Source organism: Paenibacillus alba (assembly GCF_013204855.1).
GTDB lineage: Bacteria > Bacillota > Bacilli > Paenibacillales > NBRC-103111 > Paenibacillus_E > Paenibacillus_E alba.
The window spans coordinates 715,599-741,181 of sequence record NZ_JABMKZ010000002.1 but is presented as its reverse complement, the minus strand read 5'-3'; the positions used below and the strand labels follow the sequence as shown (position 1 = coordinate 741,181).

The window sequence follows — 25,583 nt, the reverse complement described above, 5'->3', positions numbered from 1 at the left end:
TTGGTTGTGGTAAAGACAAAAACTAGTACAGGGCGTAAGAGAAAGAAGAAGAGAGGCCGTCCTCGAAAGCACCCCGAGGTGTTCAAAGCTGTTCATTGGATAATTGAATAATACTGGAAAACAAACTACTAAATGTATCCGGTAACGTACCTCGCTCCCATCGAAGCACCCCTTACCTTTTTTAGTTTACTGTGCGAATGTTAATTTCTGAATATTCAGTTTAATAATCGAAGTCAAGGCAAAGTATCCAATTCAACCTCTTTTAGGTTCTGGATCTATTTGCTTCGAGATAGGGATGGGGCCTAGTTCGCACATGTAAGCTTCAATGCAAAGCTATTGATTTTAGGATGGAAAAGCTTTAAAAGCCTGCATAATCGCAGGCTTTCTAATGGTTTCACACGATTTGATAGAAAAATCCTGCACTTTTGCAGGCTTTGTAAAATCGGTGGTACCTATAGCTGGCACATTCGCTAACCTTGGTTTTGTGCTAGCTCCTTTTTTTTTGTAAAGATAACCAAACGATTATTTAAATGTGGCTGGTTGAAGTGACTGGAGTGACTGAAGTGGTTGGAGTGGCTGGAATGGCTGAAGTGGATGGTGTAGTTGAAGTGGCTGAAGTGGTTAAAGTGGTTGGAGTAGCAGGAATGGTTGTAGTGACTGGAGTAGCTGAAGTGGTTGGAGTCCCGCCCAAGCTGTGAGTTTTGCTTCACGCCGTTTGTTTCGCCTAATTCCTGCAATTATGCATCCTTTCGTGACCTTTTTTCGTTTTTAGTATGGAAAAGCTTAAAAAGCCTGCATAATCGCATAATCGCAGGCTTTCTGATGGTTTCACACAATTTGATCGAAAAGCCTGCACTTTGCAGGCTTTCAAATTCTTCACGCGGAATCCTTTTGCGTTCCTCCCTGTGTTCCAGCTGAACGTTGTCGGAGGCTTCTTTTGCATGATATCATTATACGCTGCCTGGATAACGGGCGCCTGAAGCGAAGCCTTTGGGGGAAATGTGTTCGATTTCCGCTAGATCGTCTGCTGACAAAGTGATCTGCAAGGCGCCGAGGTTTTCCTGCACTCTGGAGAGCTTTTTCGTTCCAGGAATAGGAACAATATGGTCATCCTGGGCCAGCAGCCATGCCAATCCCAACTGGGCGGCGGTGCATCCTTTTTGCGCAGCCATCTTCTCGATGAGGGAAACAACTGCCAGGTTCTTGGTGAAATTCTCGCCTTGGAACCGTGGATAATGCCTGCGATAATCGTCCTTCGGAAGATCCTCGAACTGCTTGATTTGACCCGTTAGGAAGCCTCGCCCAAGAGGACTGTAGGGCACGAAGCCGATGCCCAGTTCCTTCAGAACCGGCATTACTTCATCTTCGACTTCTCTGCTCCACAAAGAATATTCGGTTTCTACGGCTGTAATCGGATGTACAGCATGTGCGCGGCGAATCTGATCAGCCGGAGCTTCGGATAGTCCGATATAACGGATTTTGCCTTCCTTCACCAGCTCAGCCAACGTTCCGACTGTCTCTTCGATGGGCATGTTCGGGTCAATTCGGTGTTGATAATAGAGGTCAATATAATCGACTCCGAGATTGAACAGACTGGCATCCACAGACTTTTTGATATATGCCGGGTCTCCCTTTGGTCCTTGCGTATGCGTTATTCCGAATTTGGTTGCAATTATCGCCTTATCCCGCTGACCTTTGAGTGCACGTCCAACCAGCTTCTCGTTGCCTCCGAATCGCTGCTGTGCATATTCTTCTCCATAAAGATCTGCTGTATCAAACAAAGTCACGCCGAGATCCAAAGCTCCCCGTAGTGTACGTACTGATTCTTCGTCGTTCGGCATCATCATAGTGCCCAGTCCCAAGGCTGACACTTCTAGTCCTTGGCTTCCCAATGTCCTCTTTTGCATCGTAGGGTTCCTCTTTTCTTTGAAATAATGAACACGTACTTAGTCTAATCGACATATCTAGAAGCAACCACAGTACGATTATGCTAGTAATACGATTACTAGGCTGACTAACGGCAGTTTGGAACTGTAGGCTAACTTAAGCCGTTGTCTTCTTCGAGAACAGGGGTATAAATGCATACGTGCAGGTCAGAATTGTCAGAGAGAATGGATGTGGAGTTTATATCGTATGCGGTGGCTATAGTGTCAGGAAGTTGGAAAAGAACCCGATTCACCTTTTTGTGCTCAATGTTGTACAACTCCCACATGGCCGCAAACTCCAGACTTTCCTCGGAAAGCGCCATTACCGTCTCTGCAAACCAAGGATCATCCAGGTGCTTATCATAATAAGTTCTAAAAACAGCGACCGAATACATGGCAAACTCTTCCCAGTTGACCATTCTCAGACGTAATTCGGGGTCAACAAACAAGATTCGGATCATGACTCGCTCAGAATCCGCAAGGGAAGAGAAATCGATAATAAGTTCATTAGCCGCGTTATTCCAGGCAAGCACTTCGCACCGATCATTGCTTATGAATGAGGGGTAGCTCAGCTGCTGAATAATGTTGTGCCACTGTGGGTTTAGAAGAATAGGGCTGGAGGCATTCGCAGTCGTCTCATTTGGATTCCAAAGGTGGAGCAGATGCTTTCTCTCATCGGGGGTCAATTGCAGCGCTTTAGCAATATTTTCGATGATATCTTTGGAGGCAGTGATTTCTCTTCCTTGTTCCAACCAAGTGTAATAGGTTGCACTAACACCAGCAAGCGTAGCCACTTCTTCTCGTCGAAGCCCCGGCGTTCTTCGTTGGCCATAGGAGCGGTTAAAGCCTGCTTGTTCAGGCTGAAGGCGATTTCTGCGTGATTTTAGAAAAGCACCCAACGTTTTTGATTTGTTATTATCTTTAAACATAGGCTACCTCATCTCAAATCTTTGTATGTAATGTCAGCGTTTATGTACGATGTTATGAGAACTGTATCACAATGCCAACTCGTCTTCAAACCATGAGAAGCGGAAGGAAACAAGCAGATCAAGCTATTTTTATCAGAAATAAAGGATTGCTAAAAAGAGGGAATTGATTAGTGCGCCATGAATAATTAAGGTAACAGAAGCATTGAAAAGAGGAATAAACATGGAGCATATACATGGTTCTTATGATGTGGCGCTAGTCATTTTTTCTTATATAGTTGCCGTAGTAGCATCCTATACGGTTCTTGATTTAGTCGGGAAAATAAGCAGCTCCAAAGGGGGATACCGATGGTTATGGCAGCTCTTTGGGGCGATTGCCATGGGGATGGGCATATGGTCGATGCATTTTGTGGGCATGCTTGCTTTTTCATTGAGCGTCCCGGTTGCTTATAATTTGTTACGGTCATCCAGTCTGTCATTGTGGCTATTGCTGCTTCGTTCATTGCCTTATTTGTGGTGGGTCGAAGCGAGCTGAAGTGGACTCAATTGCTGCTAGCTGGCGTTCTGCTGGCTGCCGGTATTTCTGCTATGCATTATATTGGCATGGCAGCGATGCAGATTGATATATCCTATCGTCCGTTGTATTTTAGTTTATCCATTCTAATTGCTATCGTCGCCTCTATAGCGGCATTGTGGCTATCTTTTTACTTCCGAAAAGGGACTGGCTCCCGAAAGGTTTGGGAGAAGCTGGGTAGTGGACTCATCATGGGAGCTGCCATAGTTGGCATGCATTACACAGGAATGGTTGCAGCTGAATTTCACATGGGAGTGAAGTCAACCTTAACGACAGGGATGATCCTAGATCAAAGATTTCTGGCCTATTTCATCACAGGCGGAACGCTGCTTACTTTAGGGTTGTCTTTATTTGGAATTTTCATTTCAAATCGTTTAACGCGCAAGGACTTTGAGCTCCTGGAGAATGAAAAGTGGTACAGGTCATTGTTCGAGAACAATCAGGATGGCATCCTCACGGTGGACCTCGACTATCGAATAAAAGGCTCCAATCCAGCGGTATCTAGATTAACCGGATTACCAAGGGATTGGTTTCAGCATCAAACCGTTGATAAGCTTTATCCCATCATTGTGATGGAAGAGCAAGAGCGTACCAAAAATTTCTTCATAAGCTCGCTAGGCGGGGAATTGCAGAGGTATGAAACCGTCATTATTCATCAAAATGGAGATAAAGTGAACCTAAGCGTGATTAATGTGCCCGTCATACTGGAAGGAAAAGTTGTAGGAAATAATATCATTGCGCGGGACATTACGTCAGAGAAATTAGCGATGGATCGTATCGAATATCAGGCTTATCACGATGAGTTGACTGGGATGCCGAACAGGCGGATGTTCAACGAGGTTCTTGCTCAAAAGATAGCTAGCCAACCGAAACAGTTTGCTGTTATGGTTATGGATATCGATCGTTTTAAAATGATTAATGATTCACTGGGCCATACGTATGGCGATCTTTTTTTACAGGAGATGAGTGAACGGATTCGCACATGTATAAGTGATTTCCAAGTCACACTTGCCAGAATTGGCGGTGACGAGTTTACGCTTTTATATGAAAATGAAAGTACAGAAGAGATTTCGGAATTGGCGGAACGCATCATTCAGGTCATCGCGCTTCCATATCGACTCAAAGAAAATGATTTCTACGTCACTGCGAGCATCGGAATCGCCCTATATCCGCTTGATGGCGAAAATGCCGTTCAACTGCTTAAGCATGCGGACACCGCGATGTATGAGGTGAAGAAAAATGGCAAAAATGGCTTTCAATTTTACAGCCAGGAATTAAACAATCACCTACAAGAAAAAATTGAATTAGAAAATGACTTAAGGAAAGCCATTCCCCAAAATGAACTGTTTCTGTACTATCAACCGCAAATCCGTGCAGGCGACAGCCAAATGATTGGCGTCGAAGCGCTGGTACGCTGGGGGCATCCAACTAAAGGCACCTTATCTCCAGGCCTTTTCATCCCGATTGCAGAGGAGACGGGGTTGATTTATGAAATGGGGACGTGGGTACTCCGTGAAGCTTGCCGGCAAATGAAAGAGTGGCATAGCGCGGGAGGACCTCTTATTCCGGTTTCGGTTAATCTTTCATCCCAGCAATTCCATCAATCTAATTTAATTGAACAAATCAAAGCCATTCTGGAGGAAACTAGACTGGAACCACAATATTTGGAGCTGGAAATAACGGAAAGCATGATGATGGACCCAACCATCTCAAGTCCCATACTGAATCAATTAACGGAGTACGGGGTTCGAATCAGTTTGGATGATTTCGGGACAGGGTACAGCTCTCTTAGTTATTTGAAGCTGCTTCCGATTCACAAGCTGAAGATTGATCGCTCTTTTATTCGAGATATTACGGAAAATGAGAATGATAAAGCCATTGTTTCCACGATCATCTCGATGGCGCAGTTTTTGAATATGGATGTGATTGCGGAAGGCATCGAAACGAAGGAACAGCTTGAAATTCTAATGGAGAATGATTGCAAGAAAATACAAGGTTATTATTTTAGCCGACCGCTGCCTGCCGATGAAGTGGAGAATGTGTTTTTTGCTCCGATGCGGATTGTTGGCGAGAAGGTGCGTAATTGATCCGCCTATTGGTGCTTTGGTTCGAACTAACATTGTAACGCATCGCCGGGAGGGAACTATGTTCCCTTATTCGTGCTCAAACGAGCCATTTAGCTAATCAAGCGGAACTACGGTACGCTAATGTGTCTGATTTGCTGGAATTTCTTCCTAGAGAGGTGAAATAGCGGATCCCACTTCCCTTTCAGCTGCAAATAGGCGATTTTGAGTCAAATAGAGGATCATAGTTCTTTTTGGTACTATCGCCTCATACGCGGAAAGTCCTTCGGTAAATCGAAGGGCTTATTTGCATATGCTGCGAGAAAACGCGGCTGAAGTAGAAAGCATTCTGGAACCCGCATTGTTCTGCGATGGCATCCAGTGTATCTGTGGATTCAACTAGCAGCAATCTAGCTCGGGCCAGCCTGACCTTCGTGACGTATTTGACGGGCGACATGCCAAAAGCGGCTTGAAACCGCCTTGTAAGCTGGGAAGCCCCGATTCGGAGCGTTTCTGCTAGTTGCTGCAATGACAGATCAGGCTCAAAAGCCTGCCTTTCAATAAAGGCTGCAGCCTGATTCATCAAGGGGTCAATTTTGCCTGATGTGTCGCATTTGGCAGCATTAAATTCACGATTGGCTATGTAAGTTAAGTCTTCCAGAAGATGTTGAACCTCTTCAGTCTGAGCAGCTCCTGCGTTATCTTCCTCCTGCCAATTCTGCAAATAACGATAGGTTGAGCTGAGTCTGCCAACATCTGCAATGCGTATTTTGCTTGGAAGTGTCCAAATGCCCTCATGCGAGAATTCGGCAAAGTGAAAGGTGACGGGTTCCAAAGCTCGCCGCTTCAGCGTGCGCCCAGGTGGACAATAAACCAACTCGCCAAACTCTGCTGTTTGCTCCCCTTGATCGGTGCCTTCCACAGAAAAGCTGAATTTGCCGGATTCGGCAGCCAGCATGCACCAGCCTGTGTAGGTATCTTCTGCAAGAGAAAACTGTTCTCTTTGTTTACCATAATAGTAGCGCATGAACTTGATTTTCCAACTCACGAATTGACCTCCATTTCGGCGCAAAAAAGTATATGAAATAGTATAACTTACTGCATGGATAAAGGGAATAAGTGGCTTTATTATTAGCTTATAAACAAGACGAACACTTCAGTGAATTAGCAAAAAAACAAATGAGAGGCGGAAAAGATGATGAAAAAGACAGCATTGAACATTTTGACAGAAGAGCAATTGCAGACCTATAACGAACAGGGATATCTCGTGCTAAGAGGCGTGTTCTCAGAGCAGGAAGCGAAGGTGATCCAAACCGAATGCGATCAGATGCTTACGCTTAGTGACTATACCGATAAATACAATATCCGTGCGGGACATAAGGGTTATGCGGATGGACGTGTTGCCATTGAGCGTTTGGATCCTGTGCATGATATTTCGGCTGTTTTTGCTGATTTAGTGAAAGATGAGCGTATTTTATCGCCGCTGAGAGATATTTATCTGGATGAGCCGACGCTGTTCAAAGATAAGCTGATCTTTAAGCTGCCAGGCTCAAATGGCTATGCCATGCATCAGGATGCAGCGTGGTGGCAAGGGTTCCCAATCGAAGGTTTGATTTCCGTCATGGTAGCCATTGATGGGGCAACAACGGTTAACGGAGGCCTGGAATTGTTCCCTGGCTATCACCAAAGACTGCGTTCCACGGCTGGAGAACTGCGTAATATGAATGCGGATGAAATTGCGGAAATCGATCTGAAGACCGGTGCAATTGTGGAAACGAATCCGGGGGATATCATTATATTCCACTCGTTTACTCCCCATCAAAGCGGAGCGAATGTGTCGGATGTCAGCCGGAAACAGCTGTACTTGACCTATTCTCCAAGCAAAAATGGCGATTTGTACAAGGCCCATTACCAGCATTACCAACGCTATAGTTTGAAAGGCAAAGAAACGGATGGCTTTTATTTGTTGTAGACGATTTAGAGGATTATAGGATGAAAGATGAGCCTTCAGTACCACGCGTTTCGTGGTGTTGAAGGTTTTTTGCTGCGAGAGGTAGATTTTACTTCAATTATCGTTTAAAATGAATATAATGAAACTTGATTTCATACAATGAAACAAAGAGGTGATGCGATGACTTATTCGTTCATTGGTTTAGATCACGTTCAATTGGCTGCTCCTGAAGGCTGCGAAGAGCAAGCAAGAAGTTTTTTCGTTGACTTGCTAGGCTGGCAGGAGATCCCGAAGCCTGAGCTGCTGCAAGCGCGTGGCGGCATATGGGTGCAATGCGGCGCACATCAGGTGCATATTGGCGTTCAGAAGGATTTTGCTGCCGCGACCAAAGCACATCCCGCTTTTCGAGTTCAACATCTCGATAAATTAAGGGAATACTTGATTCAATCGGACATTTCAGTTATCGATGATGAGGCGCGTTATGATGAAGGGGTCCGGCGTTTTTTTATGCATGATCCATTTGGGAATCGGTTAGAATTTCTAGAACAGCTTGATAAATAGATGAAAGCGGAGTGTGATTGAATATGGACAATAAAGAAAGGTTCTCAAATCGTGTTGATGTCTATGTGAAATACCGTCCGACGTATCCAGCGGCAATGCTTGATTATTTGTACAGCGTTGTTGGACTGAGCCAAGGCAGCACTGTGGCTGATGTTGGAGCTGGAACTGGCATTTTCTCCAGTCTGCTTCTGGCACGGGGAAGCAATGTCATAGCTGTCGAGCCGAATCAGGCGATGCGCTTAGCTGCCGAACAGAAGCTGAATACCGAAGCGAAATTTCAGGCGGTTGGTGGCGCAGCGGAGGCGACAGGTTTATCCGATCAATCCGTCGATTTTATCGTATGTGCGCAATCTTTTCATTGGTTTGATCGAGCCGCGACACAAGCGGAGTTTCGGAGAATTTTAAAACCGGGGGGCAAGGTAGTCCTCATATGGAACTCGCGTTTAACCGAGGGTACTCCGTTTCTGGAGGCGTATGAACAACTGCTTCTTACATTCGGTACGGATTATGAGCAAGTGAAGCACAAGAATATATCAGCTGACAGTTTGGCGCAATTTTTCAAACAAGGCGGTATGAAGCAAGCACAATTTACCATGGGCCAGGCGCTTGATTTGGAGGCATTGAAGGGACGATTGCTTTCGTCCTCCTACAGCCCTTTGCCTGGGCATGCGAATTACGAGCCGATGATCGCCGAGATCGAAGCGATATTCGATAGGACCCAGCAGGAGGGCGTTGTTCATTTTGATTATGAGACGCTAGTTTATTGGGGCGAGGTTTAGAAGAAAGCGATTGCGGCTGTCTTGTAGTTTTTACTACAGGTACAGCCTTTTTTCGTTCCATTTCGCTTTGATTTGGACTGCAATTGCTGATTTGCGGATGATAGTCCTGGTGATCCCGATGTCGCCAAGGCATATTGCTTAAATAAGAACTAGTCGTTATGATAAGAAAAATAGAAATCAGACATGGACGGAGGAGGAAGCTTAGTGGCTCAGTGGAGTAACCGCATACATGCATGGGAGCTGAAAACAAAGCTGACGTTGCTGCTTCTTATTATTGCCGTCATTCCGCTTGCTTTTTTGGGAACATTCTCGTACCGGAAAGCTTCTAGTGAAATTCAAATTAAAGCATGCGAAATTATTTTGGAAAACTTGTCTCAGGTGAATTACAGTTTGACCTATTTCGTGAAGGATATTGAGCAATTGTCCATGTATATTTACAGCAATAGAGACATTCAGAAGATTTTAGCGAAACCTGCCGACAGAAGCATTCAAGAGAAATATCAAGACGAACAGACGGTAACCCAACTATTGAACAGCTTTCTTGGTTTTAAAGTATGGGACATTGAGTTATATGTGCTTGGTGAAAATGGTGATCGTTATTTTACGGGGGATTTATTGCCGAATGTGTACCGCGACTACAATCCCAATTGGGGGTTGATTCGGAAAGCTAGAATGGCCGGAGGCAACGTCGTCTGGGATACCAATTATTCGCTCAAAAAAATCGAAGACTATGGTGCCGTGTTGAGCTCGGGGCGCCAGTTAAAACAGGTTGACTCCGGTTTGCCGCTTGGGTATTTTGTGGTCAATATTATGGAGCCGGCCTTGGCCTATAAGTATGATAAAGCTAATCAATATCCAGGTGGGGAGGTCTATCTGCTGGATAGCAGCGGCTATGTGATTTCCAGCTTGCCCTACAAGCAGCAGGTGGGCACTCGTCTGGATAAGACATATATGACGAAAGTGCTGCAAGGCAAAAAAGGCTTTTTTCGCAGCAAAGACAAGGACAGCAAGTCGGATAATATGGTGATTTACGATACCTCGGATACGTCGGGCTTTAAGCTTGTAAGTGTGATTCCCGTAAAGGCTTTGACACAAGAGAGTTCAAGTATTCGCAATTTAACGGTGTTTATTGTTCTTGCCGGTATGCTGATTTCCTATTGTCTGGCTTATTTGCTCGCAGAATATATTACACGTCCGCTCCGCAAGCTTCGCCTGTTGATGAAAGATGTGGAGAAGGGGAACTTGGATGTGGTATTCACGTCCAAATATCAGGATGAAGTAGGGCATCTGGGCTTAAGCTTTAATCAAATGCTGCAGCGGATCAAACATCTGATTGATCAAATTTATGCGAAGCAATTGAAGGTGCAGGAAGCGGAGCTCAAAGCGATTCAAGCTCAGTTTACCCCGCATTTTCTATACAATGCGCTGGACTCGATCAATTGGATGGCGCGCCTTCACCGGATAGAACCTATCAGTAAAACGGCTGTAGCATTAGGCGAGCTTTTACGCTTCAGCATCAACCGTAGCAATCCCGTGATTCAAATTCGAGAAGATTTGAAGCAAATTCATAACTATTTGAGGATTCAAGAAGTTAGGTATCGAGATAAAATTGATGTGCAATTACACATTCATGAGGAAATTCTCGATCTGTATGTGCCTAAGCTTCTCATCCAGCCTATTGTGGAAAATGCGATTAGTCATGGGCTTGAGATGAAGAAAGGTTCCGGTTTTCTGAAAATTGAGGGTAAGCGGGTTGACGATATGGTGCAAATTGTCGTGGAAGATGATGGCGTAGGAATTGCAGCAGAGAAGCTGGCAACCCTAGCCGGCGATGATAGTTACATTTCAGATCGTGAGGGGAAAACGGGGATAGGACTCAGTAATTTGAGGCGTCGTCTTGCGCTGCACTTCGGATCTTCGTACGTACTGGATATTCAAAGTGAAGTTGGTGTCGGCACGAAGGTGATTTTACGCATCCCGGTCATTCATCATCCATCGGAGGTAGATACCTATGTATAACATCGTTATTGCGGATGACGAATGGCTGATTCGCGAAGGTTTGAAACACACGGTAGATTGGGATGAAATAGGCTGCAGCATCGTGGCAGAAGCTACTGATGGGGAAGAGGCTTTGCAGTTGGTAATGGAAAGAAGGCCGGACATTTTGATAACGGATATTCGCATGCCTGGGATGGACGGATTGACACTCGCCGCACAAGCACGCAGCCAGCTGCCCCAGCTGAAGGTTATTTTCCTCACGGGATTTGATGATTTCTCCTATGCGCATCAAGCGATCAAATTACAGGCTTCCGATTTCGTGCTGAAGCCAACCAACCCGGACGAGTTGATGAAGGTTGTCGCGCGTGTATGTGAACAGATCGGGAACAGCAGGGATCATGCTGCCGCTCTGCAGAATCTGCACGAACAGCTGGAGCAGGGGCAAGTCTTAATCTTGGAGAAGCTGCTTCATGATCAGATGCTAGGGATCGCCGATGATATCTCCTGCAGGATGCTCGAAGAGATGCTAGAACGTATTCCGTTGGAAGCGGATGGTTTTCGAGTTGTGCTAACCGAGATGGATGCCAGATGGCTGAGTGACGAGTCGAAAGTGCTGCTTTGGGATCAAGTTTGCGCACAAATGGAGAGTCGAAGTCTGAGCACTTCGATTCCGTTCGATGAAAGCCGGATTGCCTTTATGATGCTTAATGGGTCATTCAATCTCATCGAACATCTGCGGCACATTCGCACAGCTTGTGAAGGCAAGCTTGAGCTCGCCTTCGGCGTGAGTTTGGTGCATCATAAGCATAAACATATTCGCACGGCTTTCCGTGAAGCTTCGGTTGCGCTGGGGAATAAAAGGCCGGGAACTGAGCAAGCTATCCGTGAGTTTGGAGATATTATGCAGTGGACGGGGCAAGCGGCGCTGCCTAATGCGGACAACTTCAGGCAGATTGAAGCATATATTCAAAGTCGCTATGCTGAGGATATTTCCCTAAGCAAGCTGGCTGCGCTGCTTCATATGAGTGAAGCGCACTTTAGCCGGCTGTTTCGCAAGCGGGTTGGAACGAGCTTCATTGACTATGTGACGCATATTAGGATGGAGCAGGCCAAACAACTGTTAGGCCTTCCGGATGCTCGTATCAACGAGGTTTCAGTGTCAGTTGGCTATCAGGATGCCAGGTATTTCAGTCAGATTTTTCGTAAATATACGGGGAAAACACCAACAGAGTTTCGAAATAGTCGAGGTTACGATAAATAGATATGTGATGTGCATGTGAATAAAATGAACATATGAATGAGTGCCCGCCGAACGCAATGGTGGGTTTTTCTCTTGTTTTTAAAATGTATTCGGTTTCAAAGTGATCATTTTTTTAAACAATTAGGAAAAATCCTCGCATTGTGAAGTTTTTGTGTAGTCCGTATAGTTATCTTATAAGGAATTGTTAATAAACCTTACATTAGACGGAGGTCGACACAATGAGAAAATCGTGGATCACAGGGGTATCTGCAACAGTGCTTTTAGCTTCAGTCGTAACGGGATGTGGGACAAGCTCTTCAGGAGGAACAAGCGGAGCAGCAGGTTCTCCGGCAGCAGCAACGAAGGAAACCGCACCAGCCGCCGGCAAGGGCAAATTGACACTGTATTCACCCAATGCAGCTGAAATTAATAATCCCATTATTAAAGAGTTTCAAGACCGCACTGGCATCGAGGTTCAGTTAATTACTGGGGGAACCGGCGATCTGCTTAAACGGGTGCAAGCGGAAACGCAGAATCCGTTAGGCGATGTGTTCTGGGCTGGCGGCGCGGATTCCTTGGAGGCTTACAAACAATTTTTTGAACCCTATATCACCAAAGAGATTGATAATTTACTTCCTGCTTATGTCGATGTCTTTAATGTCTGGACGCCGTTCAATGCTCTGCCAATGGTCATTACCTACAACAAAGAGCTCGTTAAGGAAAATGAGCTTCCAACATCATGGAAAGATTTGCTCGATCCCAAGTGGAAAGGCAAAATTGCTTACGCCGATCCTGCGAAATCAGGTTCATCCTATACACAGCTGGTTACCATGCTGACAGCATTCGGCAGAGACGATGGCAAAGGCTGGGATTATGTGAAAAAGCTGAATGCCAATTTGGATGGCAAACTGCTCTCCAGCTCAAGTTTAGTGCAGCGTGGAGTGCCTGATAAGGAATTCGCACTTGGCATCACGTTGGAGGATGCGGCTATTCGCTACATTGAGGGTGGTTCGAAAATCGGCGTTCTTTATCCGTCGGAAGGAACTTCTGCGGTACCGGATGCAGCGGCCATCATTAAAGGCAGCAAAAACTTAAGCCAAGCGAAGCAATTCATTGATTTCCTTGTGAGCAAGGATGTCCAAGAGCTGATTCAGAAAGAATTCAAGCGTCGTTCCGTACGGAAAGATGTTGCTCCTGTCGAAGGACTTCCGCAAACGAAGGATATCAAGCTAGTAAACTATGACTTCATCTGGTCTGCGGCTAACAAAAATGATGTCATCAAAAGATTCTCCAAAATTATAACAGGGCAAGAGTAATCAGCAGATAGGAGGATCTCTATGAATCGGGTAGTTTTTGACCATGTAACCAAATATTTCGGCGAGAGCAAAGCCGTCAATGATGCGCATTTTACCATTCAAGATGGCGAGTTTTTCACCTTGCTGGGGCCAAGCGGCTGTGGGAAAACGACGCTGCTGCGCACGATTGCCGGATTTTACAGGCAAGAAGAAGGAGATATTTATTTCGGTGATCGGCTCATTAATGATATTCCTACCCATGAGCGCAATATCGGAATGGTATTTCAAAATTATGCGATTTTCCCGCATATGAGCGTCTTCGATAACGTTGCTTATGGCTTGAAAGCCCGCAATGTAGGGAAAGCAGAGATTGAAAAGCGCGTCATGGAAGCGTTGGAGATGGTGGAGCTTACGCATCTGCGTGACCGCATTCCTTCGAATATGAGCGGAGGGCAGCAGCAGCGTATTGCGTTGGCAAGGGCGATCGTTATTCGCCCTTCCCTGCTGCTAATGGATGAGCCGCTCTCCAACTTGGATGCCAAGCTTCGGGTGAAAATGCGTACGGATATTCGTAAGCTGCAAAAGGAGCTGAATATTACTACGATCTATGTTACACATGATCAGGAGGAAGCATTGGCCGTTTCCGACCGCATCGCGGTTCTAAGTGAAGGCCGCGTCCAGCAGATTGCTGCGCCGCAGGAGATCTATCTGTATCCACAAAACCGATTCGTAGCCAACTTCATCGGAACATCCAATTTCTTGGAAGCCGGCTGTGAAGTTGTCCATGGAGAGGCGAGTCAGATCGAGGTGACGCTGCTGAATCAGAAGACGAAACTGTCAACAGATCAGCCATATTCAGGAAAATCATTGTTCTCGATTCGTCCGGAACTAGTCAAAATCAGCACGTTCGCTTCTCCCGATTATACGTATGAGGGGACTGTCGAGACCGTTACTTTCTTAGGGGAGAAGGTCAGCTACTCGATTAAGCTGCGGAATGGGCAAACGATTGAGGCACACCAGCATCTGGCGATTAGCCGTCAAATTTTACAAGTGAACGACTTGGTTTTCCTAGATCTTCAGCTTGAGCAATCGGTGATGTACGACGGCTCAGGCGAGGAGGTGGTCTATCGTGCAGTCGGTTCTTGGTCCTAAGTCGCCGCCAACCATCCCCCAAAGGCTGCTGTTAATCAAATGGGATTTCTGGACAGTCGTGACGCTGTTGGTCTATGTGTTTATGTTTGCTTTCATTATTTATCCACTTTTCTCTTTGCTGATGAATAGCTTCCTGAGTGAAGATGGGCAAGTTACCATCCAGAATTACATCTTGTTTATGAAGCTGAAATTTTATCGTGGTGCCCTTATCAATAGCTTCATGGTTTCTACCATTGCGACAGTGTTTGCCATTCTAATCGGTGTTCCACTCGCTTACGTCACTAGCAGATATGCCATTAAATTCAAAGGTTTGCTGCAAATTATGGTCATTACCTCTTTGTTGTCGCCGCCATTTATTGGTGCCTACTCGTGGATATTGCTAATGGGCAATAATGGCTTCTTGACGCGTTTCATTCATAGCTTGGGGATCAATATCCCATCGATATATGGATGGCACGGTATTGTGATTGTGTTCGCGCTGCAGTTCTACCCGCACATCTTCCTCTATGTCTCGGGAGCGCTCAAAACGATTGATACCTCGCTGGAGGAAGCTTCCGAAAGCTTGGGGATGAACAGCTGGCAGCGGCTTCGCACCATTACTTTGCCGCTTATTTTCCCCACTTTGTCAGCTGGAGCGCTGATGGTGTTCATGGCTTCCTTCGCCGATTTCGGAACACCGATGCTGCTGGGTCAAGGCTTTAAGGTACTGCCAATTCTGGCCTATGAGCAATTCATTAGTGAAATGGGTGGAAATCCAGCCATGGCCAGTACGCTTAGTATTATTTTGATTTTGTGCTCGACGATCATTCTTTTCTGTCAACGCTACTTTGTTTCACGCAAAAACTTCTCAATGACCGGCATGCGGACTCCGAAAGTCAAAGAGCTGAAGCCGCTCCTCAAATGGGTGTTTACGATTCTTGCTTTTATTCCGGCATGTATTTCAATTCTCCCGCAGATCACCGTTATCATTACTTCGTTTATTAAGACCAAAGGCCCCGTTTTTCAAAGTGGCTTTAGTCTAGGGAGCTATAAAGAAGTGTTGTTTCGTGTTCCGCGTGCGATTATCAATACGTATTCGTACTCCATTTTATCGATCATCATCATGGTAGTAGCAGGGATGTTAATTGCTTATATCCTCGTGCGCCGCAAATCCAAAGTGACTGCTTTCTTAGACGGCATTATTATGATTCCTTATGTTATGCCAGGGACTGTTTTGGGAATCAGCCTGATCATCGCATTCAATAAGCCGCCAATTGTCCTGACAGGGACGTGGTTCATCTTGGTTATTGCCTATGTGGTTCGTAAAATTCCTTACACAATTAGGTCCAGCACAGCCATCCTGCATCAATTAGATCATAGTGTGGAAGAGGCGTCGATCAGCCTAGGTGTACCTCCCATGAAAACATTTTTCAAAACAACGGGAAGGCTGATGGCGCCAGGTGTTCTATCGGGAGCAATTTTGAGCTGGATTACGACAATCAACGAATTAAGCTCTACCTTAGTGCTGTATTACGGGGCAACGGCAACGATCTCCGTCACGATTTATAGCGAGGTTATTACTTCGAATTTCGGTACAGGTGCTGCGCTTGCTTCTATACTTACCTTCACAACGTTGATTTCGTTAATTATCGCGAGCAAGCTATCAGGCGGTAAAGGATTATCGCTGTAAACGTATCTAATTTTTGGCTTTTGCTAAACTCCCTTATATACTATAGGTAACAAAGAGGTAGTCCGGATAGGGGAGTAAGTGATGAACAGGACCGGCGTAGTTTGGATAGTGTTAATCATGTTGGTTATGGCGAGTCTTGCTGTCTATTCCACCTATTTCTCCCAAGTGCGCAGCTTTCCTGAGCAGCGAAGCTCGGAGGTTGAGAAGCTGGAATGCTGGGTGTACAACAAAACATGGGAGCCTTACCTTTCGCAGTTTCAGAGCGAACATCCGCAGGTGGATGTGAAAGTTCGGGTGTTTCGTTCCTATCAAGACTTGTACGACGAGCTTCTTACTTCCCTCTCTGCCAATACGGCTCCAGATCTCGTTGAGCTGAGCAGTTCATATGGAGTGGCTGAATTAGCTGAATCGGGGGCGCTGCTGCCTACAAGGAAGTATATGCCGGCAGCTTCTGGCTCTCCTGTTGGTGAAATCGTTGCTTCATTTACTACGGCGTTCGGTTATAAAGGGGAAGAATGGGCAGTACCTCTGGGGGCATCCATTCCTGTGCTTTTTTATAACCTGGATTTGGTTAACAGAATTGGCTCAGCGAAACAGCTTTCTTTTAGCGATTTAAATAGGCTGGGTTCAACGATCCAAGCGTGGACGACTTCCGGTTCCAAAGAATGGCAGCAGGAGCTGGCTATCGACAAAGATTTGCCATCCCTTTTCATGAATCTGTGGGAAGGGATGGAGGGAGAGACACGCTCGGCTCGCCTTTCGGAGCTTCTGTATATGTGGCGTGGGCTAGTTTACGATTCGAAGGTGATGAAGCCGCTTCAGCATAATCTGGCTTCCAGCGATTTTATTACGGGAAAAACGTTATTTTACGCGGCTGGGATGGAAAATGTGGAATGGTTTGACCGTTATATTGCAGGAAAATTCGCTTATGGCTTACTGCCGCTCCCAGGCTCATCTGCAAACAAGCTTGTTCCCAAATTAACGGCATTTGCAGCCTTGTCCGGTGATAATAAAAGCAAATATGCGACTCAATTGATTCAATTTATGATCACCAAAGAAAATCAAAAAAAGCTGCTTGGCCTAACCGGCTATCTGCCCGTGCTGCAAAGCGTGCTGGAAGAGCTTCGTCTGGATCCGGCAGTATCTGATAAATATAATGAAATTCTTAAATTGCCGCTGTCTTTTGTCCAAATGCAGCTTAGTACGCAAGATCGTCCCAGGTCTCAGAGGATCTCGGATATCCTCGAGCGGATAGAAGGCGATCCGTCTGCGGTGGAGGGCGATGCATTGGAAAAGTTGCTTCCCTTTATGCCTTAAACGATGAAGCTATAAAAAACGGAGGTTACCTTATGAAATTTGATTGGATATCCATACAAGGCACCGCCGCTTGGAATGAAGATGCCGTCGTTGTGAATGAAACACATGCTTTGTACGCAGTCATTGATGGTGCTACCTCTCTTGTTCCTTTCCGTGGACCGAATCAGGAAACAGGAGGCAGGTTGGCTTCACAGCTCATTAAGCAATTTCTGGAGTCCGAGTCCCTGCGAGGCGACGAGGAATTGGCAGAGCTTCTTCATCAAGCTAACGAGAAGCTCCATAATGAAATGGTGGCTTCCGGCATTGATATTACCGTCAAAGAGCAGCTTTGGACCGCGAGTATTGCACTCATTCGGGTAACGGAAACGCATATTGAATATGTTCAATCCGGTGATTGCATGATTTATGCCAAGTATGCAGACGGTTCTGTTCGAAGCGTTACACGCGATCATGTGGCACACATTGATTACCAGTCCAAGCTGTTGTGGGAGCAGGGAATTGCTGCGGGCATCCAGACCAAAGAAGAACTGTGGGCACAAGTAAAGCCGCGCATTGCTGCCAATAAAGAGAAGATGAATACCTTACAGGGCTATTCTGTCATGAATGGAGATCCGGCAGCGGAGCTGTTTTTCGAAAGCGGGAAGCTGAATCGAATACGGCTGGAAAGTCTGATTCTCGTCACTGACGGGCTCTTTTTCCCAGTAAGCTTGGCCGACCAAAGCAACGGTCAAGCAGACGAAGAGATGGTAAACCGCATTACGGCAAAGGACCTTCAAAGCTACGCAGATTGGTTGATTGCTTTGGAAAAGGGAGACCCGGAATGCATCCGTTACCCTCGCTTCAAAATATCGGATGATAAAAGCGGGATCTGGCTGCAATTAAACTAGGCAAGTGCATGTTGGATGCTCTAATAAATATTTTTGCGTTGAAACCGGAGGCTGATGAGCCTTCGGTTTATTTGGTCCGTAAAGACAACGCTGCATAAGTCGAATGTTTTTTTGTACTGAATTACAATCCGTAGTACAATCGTGGAGGTGTAAATGGGATCCCGCGCAAGGGATTTGAACATAGTAAAGGAGTTGTAAGTCTATGCTGCAAAGATTGAAGGGAGTTTGGCTGTTTAATGTTAGGGCAGACGTACTCGCCGGTTTGACCGCTACACTGGCACTTATTCCAGATTCTATCGCGTTTTCTTTTATTGCTGGCGTGAATCCAATGGTTGGCGTTTACGCATCAGTCTGCATGCTCATTGTGCTCTCCTTCTTCGGGGCTAGGCCCGCCATGCTGTCTGCTGCTGCCGGCTCCATGGCTGTACTCATGACCTCACTTGTCCTTAACCATGGCGTTGAGTATTTATTCGCAGCGACTTTGCTAACGGGTATTTTACAATGGCTAATGGGCGTATTGAAAATGGGGAGATGGATGAATTATGTGCCGCACGCGGTCGTTATAGGTTTTATTAACGCATTAGCGATCCTGATTTTCCTATCCCAGTTAAAATATTTCCATGGGGAGTCGTGGTGGATGGGACTTATCGTCGTTGGTACTTTAGCCATTATTTATTTATGGCCAAAAGTGACTAAAGCGATTCCTTCTCCGCTTATTGCCGTAACGGCGATGACCGTCTTGACGCTGTTTCTCGGTGGAGCCATGACAACGGTTGGGGATATTGCACCTTTGACTGCGGCGTGGCCTAGTCTGCACATTCCCCAAGTGGCGTGGAATTGGCAGACGTTGCTTATCATTTTGCCATACTCATTGTCACTTGCAGTTGTTGGGTACTTCGAAACACTGCTGACGCAAAACTTAATAGATGAACGGACGGGAACAGTAACAAGCAAGGAAAAGGAAATGAAAGGTCAAGGCATAGCGAATTTCGTGTCGGGCTGGTTTGGCGGGATGGCTGGCTGTGCGCTTGTTGCCGAATCCGTCATTAATACGAAGCTCGGCGGACGAGGCCGATTATCCAATTTGGCCGCAGGGGTTGGCTTACTGCTGCTTATCGTAGCGTTCGGGAAAGTAGTCGCTTTGATTCCTATGGCTGCATTGATCGGTGTCATGCTCATGGTTTGCTACGAAATTTTTGATTGGAAATATGTCTGGGCCATGCGCCGCAAGCCCAAGAGCGATGGGATTATTATGGTGATGACCGCAGCCGTGTCCGTGGTCACGCGTGATTTGGCCAAAGGTGTTGCCGTTGGTGTTGCCATTCACCTGATTGTGCTTCTGTATCGAGCACGAAAGCCGATAAATGCTGTGTAGTGCGAATACTTGCAAGCCGTACAGCGTTTGCGATATGTTTAATGAAGTGCGATTAAATCAACTGGAGGAACGGATGAACATTCAACTTGAAACAGCGTTGTGTCAACAATTCGGCATTCGATATCCGATTTTTCTGGCAGGAATGGCAGGTGGACCTTCGACAGTTCAGTTGACAAGCGGCGTATCCAATGCGGGTGGACTGGGAACTTTGGGAGCCGCGTATATGGAACCAAGCACGATTCGTAAAGCTATTCAGGAGATACGGATGCAAACCGCAGCGCCTTTTGGGGTTAATCTTTTTGCGATTCGGACCAGCGATGATCAAACAAGAATGGATGAAGCGCTGCGTGTTTTGAATCCGATGAGGGCAGCCGTTGGGTTATCGGCTGCTGATATTAGGGAAATAACGTCGCCGGACCTGTTCGAAGAGCAGATTGCTGTCCTGCTGGAGGAGAAGGTCCCCGTTATCAGCACGGCTTTTGGCGTACTGCCGGAAGCTTATATGAAGCAGGCAAAGTCGGCCGGCCTTCTCGTGGTTGCGATGGTGACGACGGTTCAAGAAGCGTTGCTGGCACAAGAAGCGGGATGTGATGCGGTAGTTGCCCAAGGAACAGAAGCCGGAGGGCATCGCGGCACATTTGACATAGCGGCTCATCCGATGGGAGCGAACATTGGCACCATGGCGTTAGTCCCCCAAATGGTGGACAAGCTCAGCATTCCGGTGATTGCAGCCGGAGGCATCATGGATGGTAGAGGACTTGTTGCCGCGTTAGCACTTGGTGCCCAAGGCGTTCAGATGGGTACGCGCTTCTTAACGGCAGTAGAATCTGGTGCCCACGCCGTGTACAAACGAGCTTTGCTCGGAAGCACTGAAGAAAGCACCGTGTTGACGAAAGGGTTCTCAGGTCGTCCGGCACGCGGGATTAAGAATACATTTATCCGTCAATGGGAAGCAAGCGGCATAGATCCACTGCCATTCCCGACGCAAAATACGCTGACACGCGAGATTCGAAATGCTGCCGCTGCCACGCAGAATGCCGAGTATATGTCATTATGGGCAGGGCAGGGGACAGGGCTGCTGACCTCAGAGCAATCGGCGGAAGACATCGTTGCGCAGACGGTTCAAGAGGCTAGAGTCATTTTGGCTTAAAAATGAAAAAACGATGGCATCCAGATGTTTCATCTGGTTCCATCGTTTTTCTTTTAATCTAGCGATGCTTAAAATTTATCAAAGCTCACAAATTCTCCTACCGGTTTGCGGTAGCCGCGAGGTCTGCGTTTCTCGGTATCTTCCTTCCCAAGAGCGACTAACAGCACTGGTACATAATTAGCTGGAATGTTCAGCGCTTGCGTTAGCATTTCTGGGTCGAAGCCAATCATCGGGCAGGTATCCCAGCCTTTTTCCTTGGCAGCGAGCATGAAGAGCTGAGCAGAGAGGCTGGCATTCCGAATAGCTTCATCGCGCATGAAGCCTTCGCCGCGCTCTTGATAAAACTGAGTGACCGATTCCACGGTCATATCGTATTCCTGTTTGCTGAATACACCAAGTTGAAGGAAACCCTCATTGATTTTGGCCACATCTTGATAGGCATCGAGACTGCCTAATACGACAATGACAGCCGAAGCCGATTGGACCTTGTACTGTTTGTATGCAGCGTTGTAGACAGCATCCTTGACCGTAGGATCTTTTACCACGATGTAATGGGAATGCTGGAGGTTAAAAGCTGACGGGGCAAACTTGACGGTATTGAACATGTCATTTAAATCTTCATTCGGAATTTCGATATTCGGAATAAATTTATTGGCTGACCGACGTTCTTTCACGATGGATATAAAATCACTCATAAGTACACACTCCAATTATGTCTTAAATTTAAGATTCTTTATTATGAGACAATCATAAGCTTTATTTGGACATATGTCAATCATTGTCGTTTTTTAGCTTCTTATGGATCTGTATTGACAGATTTACGATCGCGTTTTATATTAGTTGTACATACAAAATAGGAAATATGGAAAAGGGAATATTAACCCTGCATATACGAATTAGAAGATTAAGATAGGAGTGACGATCATGGACGAAGACTTCTTGCAAACTTGCTTGTTTTTTACGACAAACCGATTAAGTCGTGCCATCACCAAAATGGCTGAAGAAGAATTTGCCTCAACCGGATTGACCCCGATGTACGGCTATTTAATTCGACTAGTGAATAACACGCCCGGCATTTCCCAGAAGGAACTAGCGGAAAAGCTGTATATCGCTGCGTCCACATTGACAAGATTTATCGATAAATTGGAAGGCAAACAATTGGTTGAACGCCAAGTATCTGGCAAAACAGTGCTCGTGTATCCCACTCCCAAAGGCACAGCACTTTTAGATGAAATTCGCAAAGCTTCCAAAAGGTTAAAAGAACGCTACAGTGAAGTGCTGGGAGATGAGCGTGCAGTTAATCTTTCAAATCAGCTTGTTGTGACGAGTGAGGAATTGGAAAAATAATTTTTTCGTTTTATTTTGTATGTACAACTAATATTGGGGGTGTGTTTTCATGAATCAAATGAATCCAAGTGTTAAGTCATCCCCTTTATTTTATGGATGGATCGTTGTGCTGATTACTTTCGTCACCTTGCTTGTCGCAGCGGGAATTAGGGCAATGCCAAGCATTTTGATGCTTCCCTTCGAGAAAGAGTTCGGTTGGACGCGAGGCGGGATATCCGGCGTTATCTCAGTGGGCATTTTCTTATATGGCTTAGTTGGTCCTTTTTCAGCGGCGTTATTAGTAAAATTCGGCATTCGAAGAATCATGCTCATTTCGTTGTCTGTTCTAGCGATAAGTTTGTCTGTCACACCCTGGATGACTCACTTATGGCAGTTTCAAATTCTTTGGGGGTTAGTGGCGGGACTTGGGACTGGGATGATGGCGAATGTGCTAGGTGTCACGGTTTCCAATCAATGGTTCGTGAAGCGAAAAGGATTAGTCGTTGGTATGCTGACTGCGAGCGCGGCGACAGGGCAGCTGCTGTTCCTGCCGCTCCTTGCCAAAATTATTGTAGATATCGGCTGGCGCTATGCCATCTATACAACGGTAGCTGTCATTGTAGTACTCATAGGTATTGTAGCGATTTGGATGCGAAATCATCCTTATGATTTGGGAATTGCCGCATACGGCGCAGACGAGGTCGCAAAGCCGGACGCTTTTAAAGGAAGCATCTTTTTAACGCCTATCAAAACCTTATTCTCTGCCTTGAAAAACAAAACATTCTTGCTGCTGGCAGGTACCTTCTTCTTCTGCGGTTTCTCGACCAATGGTTTAATCGGTACCCACCTGATTCCGGCTTGCGGCGATCATGGTATTCCCGAAATTATGGCGGCTGGACTGCTCGCATTAATGGGACTGTTTGATTTAATTGGCACGACGCTTTCCGGTTGGTTATCGGACCGATTCGACAATCGCTGGCTGCTGTTCTGGTACTATGGGTTGCGCGGACTTTCTTTGTTGTTCCTGCCTTTTGCCTTGGATGCAGGTCCAACTTCATTGTTGATATTCTCGGTCTTCTACGGTTTGGATTGGATCGCAACAGTTCCGCCTACGGTTAAGCTTGCGTCTGTTGAGTTCGGAAGAGAGAAAGCCGGCATGATCTTCGGCTGGGTTGTCGTCGCTCACCAAATCGGTGCTTCCGCAGCGGCTTACAGCGGAGGACTTGTCCGGGAATGGCTGGGCAGCTATACGCTTCCGTTCCTCGGAGCTGGATTCATTTGTTTAATTGCCGCTTTGATGGCAGTCCGCATTGCAAGGAAACCCGTAATTGCTGTTTCGTAAGCAGATTAATGAGGCTTTCAGAATATGCGGGGAAGAAGATAGCATCCCAACGAAGCAAGGGGCTGTCCTAAGGTCACAAGACCTTGTGGGCAGCCCTTCTTTGTTTCGCAAATAAGAGTCTCTAGAAGCTCCTATTTGTATAAAAAGTAGCATTTTTTCACGAATAGAAGTCTTTGGAGACTCTTATCGATGGTTAAACACGCCAAAACTCCCTCATATGTAGAGATAAGAGTCTCTAGAAGCTCCTATTTGTATGAAAAGCGGCAATTGTTCGCGAATAGAAGTCTTTGGTGACTCTTATCTGGGGGCACCACCAACCACACTCCCAAGCTGTGAAAAAAGAAAAAGAAGCTGCCAAGTAAATAAATCTACTTTTGGGGCTGCCCAGAAGAAGAGCATCCAACCTGCGCCGATTCTGTCAAATAGGCCGTACAGTCCCCCTGCTTAGTACGCAAATAAAACGGTTGCAAAAGAAGATATATCCTTTTATGATAGTAGTTGATTAATAATTTTCCTTATCGATTAATTAATTTATTAATACTAGGAGCGAACTTCCCATGACGAACCGGATTACTGTCAACACGGATAGGGTTAAAGGTACAATAAATCGCAATATTTATGGTCATTTCTCCGAACATCTCGGTCGTTGCATTTATGAAGGACTATGGGTAGGAGAAGATTCTCCCATTCCCAATACGAATGGCATTCGCAATGATGTCGTTGCGGCTTTGAAGAAAATGAAGATCCCCGTGCTTAGATGGCCTGGAGGCTGCTTCGCAGATGAGTATCATTGGAAGGACGGCATCGGTCCGCGTGAATTGCGCAAACGGATGATTAATACCCATTGGGGCGGCGTGGTGGAAAATAACCATTTTGGTACACATGAATTCATGATGCTCTGTGAGCTGCTGGAATGTGAGCCTTACATTAATGGCAATGTCGGAAGCGGTACCGTTCAGGAAATGTCAGAGTGGGTGGAGTATATGACCTTCGAAGGTGTGTCCCCCATGGCTGAGCTGCGTGAAGCGAATGGGAGAACTGAGCCATGGAAGGTGAAATACTTCGGTGTCGGCAATGAGAACTGGGGATGCGGAGGCAATATGCGCCCTGAGTATTATGCTGATTTGTACCGCCAATTCCAGACCTATGTCCGAAATTACGGAGATAATCGCATACATAAGATTGCTTGTGGACCTAACGGGGATGACTACCATTGGATGGAAACGTTGATGAAGCAAGCTCATCGTTTTATGGATTCCACAACGCTGCATTATTACACGATCACAGGTGATTCCTGGCAGGAGAAGGGCGCAGCAACGGGGTTTCCCGAAGAACAGTGGTTACGCACCTTGAAGCAAGCGCTTTATATGGAAGAACTGCTTGTAAAACACTCTGCCATCATGGATCAATATGATCCAGAGAAGCGAATCGGCCTGCTCGTCGATGAATGGGGAACTTGGTATGATGTGGAACCGGGAACGAATCCTGGCTTTCTTTATCAACAGAATACAATTCGCGATGCACTTGCTGCAGCCATTACCTTGAATCTGTTCAACCAACATTGTGACCGTGTTCAGATGGCAAATTTGGCTCAGTTGGTGAATGTCCTTCAAGCTGTCATTTTAACCGAAGGCGAGAAGATGCTTCTTACACCCACGTATCATGTGTTCGACATGTACAAAGTACATCAGGATGCACAACTGCTCGATATCCATCTAACATCTCAGGTTGTAAAAAATGACAAACAGGCGATTCCGCAAATATCGAGCTCAGCATCAAAAGATGATGAAGGACGCATCCATATCAGCTTGTGCAATTTGGACCATCAGTCGAACGCAGCCGTAGAGATTGAACTTCGAGGCTTGGTTGAAGACAAAGTGAAAGTTGTTGGAACGATCCTGTCCGCTGACAAGGTTGATGGACACAATACGTTTGAGCATCCCGATCAAGTGGCTCCGGCAGCTTTTACAGCTTTTACGCTGGAGGGTCGCATTTTGCGAGTTGATTTGGTTCCGATGTCTGTTACTGTTTTAGAGCTGACGACGGAATAAAG

Annotated in this window: 22 protein-coding genes; 18 read left to right on the top strand and 4 right to left on the bottom strand. The window is 46.1% G+C overall.

Going from position 1 to position 25,583, the window contains the following annotated elements; translation table 11 throughout:
- Nucleotides 1-545 precede the first annotated feature (545 nt).
- On the top strand, nt 546-698 hold the full coding sequence (locus HQN90_RS03570; RefSeq protein ID WP_173216422.1) for a hypothetical protein: 153 nt from the start codon (nt 546-548) through the stop codon (nt 696-698).
- Between the two features lie 252 nt (nt 699-950).
- On the opposite strand, the gene HQN90_RS03565 is transcribed toward HQN90_RS03570, so the two are convergent.
- Entirely contained in the window at nt 951-1,907 is a 957-nt protein-coding gene (locus HQN90_RS03565; protein ID WP_173216420.1) for an aldo/keto reductase, read from the bottom strand.
- A 131-nt stretch (nt 1,908-2,038) separates the two neighbouring features.
- Nucleotides 2,039-2,854: a helix-turn-helix transcriptional regulator gene (locus tag HQN90_RS03560; protein ID WP_173216418.1), complete on the bottom strand. Its 816-nt coding sequence runs from the start codon at nt 2,852-2,854 to the stop codon at nt 2,039-2,041.
- A gap of 220 nt (nt 2,855-3,074) precedes the next feature.
- On the opposite strand from HQN90_RS03560, the gene HQN90_RS38500 reads away from it, so the two are divergent.
- Nucleotides 3,075-3,386, top strand: a complete 312-nt coding sequence (locus HQN90_RS38500; protein ID WP_246362027.1) for an MHYT domain-containing protein — start codon at nt 3,075-3,077, stop codon at nt 3,384-3,386.
- An 11-nt stretch (nt 3,387-3,397) separates the two neighbouring features.
- Nucleotides 3,398-5,512, top strand: coding sequence for a putative bifunctional diguanylate cyclase/phosphodiesterase (locus HQN90_RS03555; protein ID WP_246362023.1), 2,115 nt, complete (start codon nt 3,398-3,400; stop codon nt 5,510-5,512).
- 244 nt (nt 5,513-5,756) lie between these two features.
- Here the strand turns inward: HQN90_RS03555 and HQN90_RS39525 are convergent, their stop codons facing one another.
- Nucleotides 5,757-6,536, bottom strand: coding sequence for a helix-turn-helix domain-containing protein (locus HQN90_RS39525; protein WP_173216416.1), 780 nt, complete (start codon nt 6,534-6,536; stop codon nt 5,757-5,759).
- A gap of 147 nt (nt 6,537-6,683) precedes the next feature.
- Between HQN90_RS39525 and HQN90_RS03545 the strand changes: the two genes are divergently transcribed.
- The 12 genes from HQN90_RS03545 (at nt 6,684) to HQN90_RS03490 (ending at nt 20,862) form a co-directional block, all read left to right on the top strand.
- Nucleotides 6,684-7,460 carry a phytanoyl-CoA dioxygenase family protein gene (locus tag HQN90_RS03545; protein WP_173216414.1) on the top strand — a complete coding sequence of 259 codons (777 nt, stop codon included), beginning with the start codon at nt 6,684-6,686 and terminating at the stop codon, nt 7,458-7,460.
- A gap of 159 nt (nt 7,461-7,619) precedes the next feature.
- Nucleotides 7,620-8,000 carry a VOC family protein gene (locus HQN90_RS03540; RefSeq protein ID WP_173216412.1) on the top strand — a complete coding sequence of 127 codons (381 nt, stop codon included), beginning with the start codon at nt 7,620-7,622 and terminating at the stop codon, nt 7,998-8,000.
- A 23-nt stretch (nt 8,001-8,023) separates the two neighbouring features.
- On the top strand, nt 8,024-8,779 hold the full coding sequence (locus HQN90_RS03535) for a class I SAM-dependent methyltransferase (RefSeq protein WP_173216410.1): 756 nt from the start codon (nt 8,024-8,026) through the stop codon (nt 8,777-8,779).
- Between the two features lie 204 nt (nt 8,780-8,983).
- Nucleotides 8,984-10,798, top strand: a complete 1,815-nt coding sequence (locus HQN90_RS03530) for a cache domain-containing sensor histidine kinase (protein WP_338042270.1) — start codon at nt 8,984-8,986, stop codon at nt 10,796-10,798.
- Complete coding sequence (locus HQN90_RS03525) at nt 10,791-12,038, top strand: response regulator (RefSeq protein ID WP_173216406.1); 1,248 nt, start codon at nt 10,791-10,793, stop codon at nt 12,036-12,038. Before HQN90_RS03530 ends, HQN90_RS03525 begins: the two co-directional genes overlap by 8 nt.
- Before the next feature lie 218 nt (nt 12,039-12,256).
- Complete coding sequence (locus HQN90_RS03520) at nt 12,257-13,333, top strand: ABC transporter substrate-binding protein (RefSeq protein ID WP_173216404.1); 1,077 nt, start codon at nt 12,257-12,259, stop codon at nt 13,331-13,333.
- Nucleotides 13,334-13,354: 21 nt separating this feature from the next.
- Nucleotides 13,355-14,464, top strand: a complete 1,110-nt coding sequence (locus tag HQN90_RS03515; RefSeq protein ID WP_173216402.1) for an ABC transporter ATP-binding protein — start codon at nt 13,355-13,357, stop codon at nt 14,462-14,464.
- A complete protein-coding gene (locus tag HQN90_RS03510; protein ID WP_338042269.1) occupies nt 14,442-16,133 on the top strand; it encodes an ABC transporter permease in 1,692 nt (563 codons plus the stop codon). The genes HQN90_RS03515 and HQN90_RS03510 overlap by 23 nt, the downstream gene beginning before the upstream one ends.
- 81 nt (nt 16,134-16,214) lie before the next feature.
- Complete coding sequence (locus HQN90_RS03505; RefSeq protein WP_173216400.1) at nt 16,215-17,450, top strand: extracellular solute-binding protein; 1,236 nt, start codon at nt 16,215-16,217, stop codon at nt 17,448-17,450.
- Between the two features lie 32 nt (nt 17,451-17,482).
- On the top strand, nt 17,483-18,337 hold the full coding sequence (locus tag HQN90_RS03500; RefSeq protein WP_173216398.1) for a protein phosphatase 2C domain-containing protein: 855 nt from the start codon (nt 17,483-17,485) through the stop codon (nt 18,335-18,337).
- Between the two features lie 202 nt (nt 18,338-18,539).
- Nucleotides 18,540-19,712, top strand: a complete 1,173-nt coding sequence (locus HQN90_RS03495) for a SulP family inorganic anion transporter (protein WP_173216396.1) — start codon at nt 18,540-18,542, stop codon at nt 19,710-19,712.
- A 73-nt stretch (nt 19,713-19,785) separates the two neighbouring features.
- Nucleotides 19,786-20,862 carry an NAD(P)H-dependent flavin oxidoreductase gene (locus tag HQN90_RS03490; RefSeq protein WP_173216394.1) on the top strand — a complete coding sequence of 359 codons (1,077 nt, stop codon included), beginning with the start codon at nt 19,786-19,788 and terminating at the stop codon, nt 20,860-20,862.
- 68 nt (nt 20,863-20,930) lie between these two features.
- Here HQN90_RS03490 and HQN90_RS03485 read toward each other — a convergent pair whose 3' ends face one another.
- A complete protein-coding gene (locus HQN90_RS03485) occupies nt 20,931-21,557 on the bottom strand; it encodes a nitroreductase family protein (protein WP_173216392.1) in 627 nt (208 codons plus the stop codon).
- A 229-nt stretch (nt 21,558-21,786) separates the two neighbouring features.
- Here HQN90_RS03485 and HQN90_RS03480 point away from each other — a divergent pair, with 229 nt between their 5' ends.
- The 3 genes from HQN90_RS03480 to HQN90_RS03470 all read left to right on the top strand — a co-directional run bounded on the left by HQN90_RS03480 (nt 21,787) and on the right by HQN90_RS03470 (nt 25,581).
- Nucleotides 21,787-22,209: a MarR family winged helix-turn-helix transcriptional regulator gene (locus HQN90_RS03480; protein WP_173216390.1), complete on the top strand. Its 423-nt coding sequence runs from the start codon at nt 21,787-21,789 to the stop codon at nt 22,207-22,209.
- A 49-nt stretch (nt 22,210-22,258) separates the two neighbouring features.
- Nucleotides 22,259-23,530 (top strand): MFS transporter, encoded by a 1,272-nt coding sequence (locus HQN90_RS03475; protein ID WP_246362022.1) that lies wholly within the window; start codon nt 22,259-22,261, stop codon nt 23,528-23,530.
- A gap of 557 nt (nt 23,531-24,087) precedes the next feature.
- Nucleotides 24,088-25,581, top strand: coding sequence for an alpha-N-arabinofuranosidase (locus tag HQN90_RS03470; protein WP_173216388.1), 1,494 nt, complete (start codon nt 24,088-24,090; stop codon nt 25,579-25,581).
- Nucleotides 25,582-25,583: the final 2 nt, after the last annotated feature.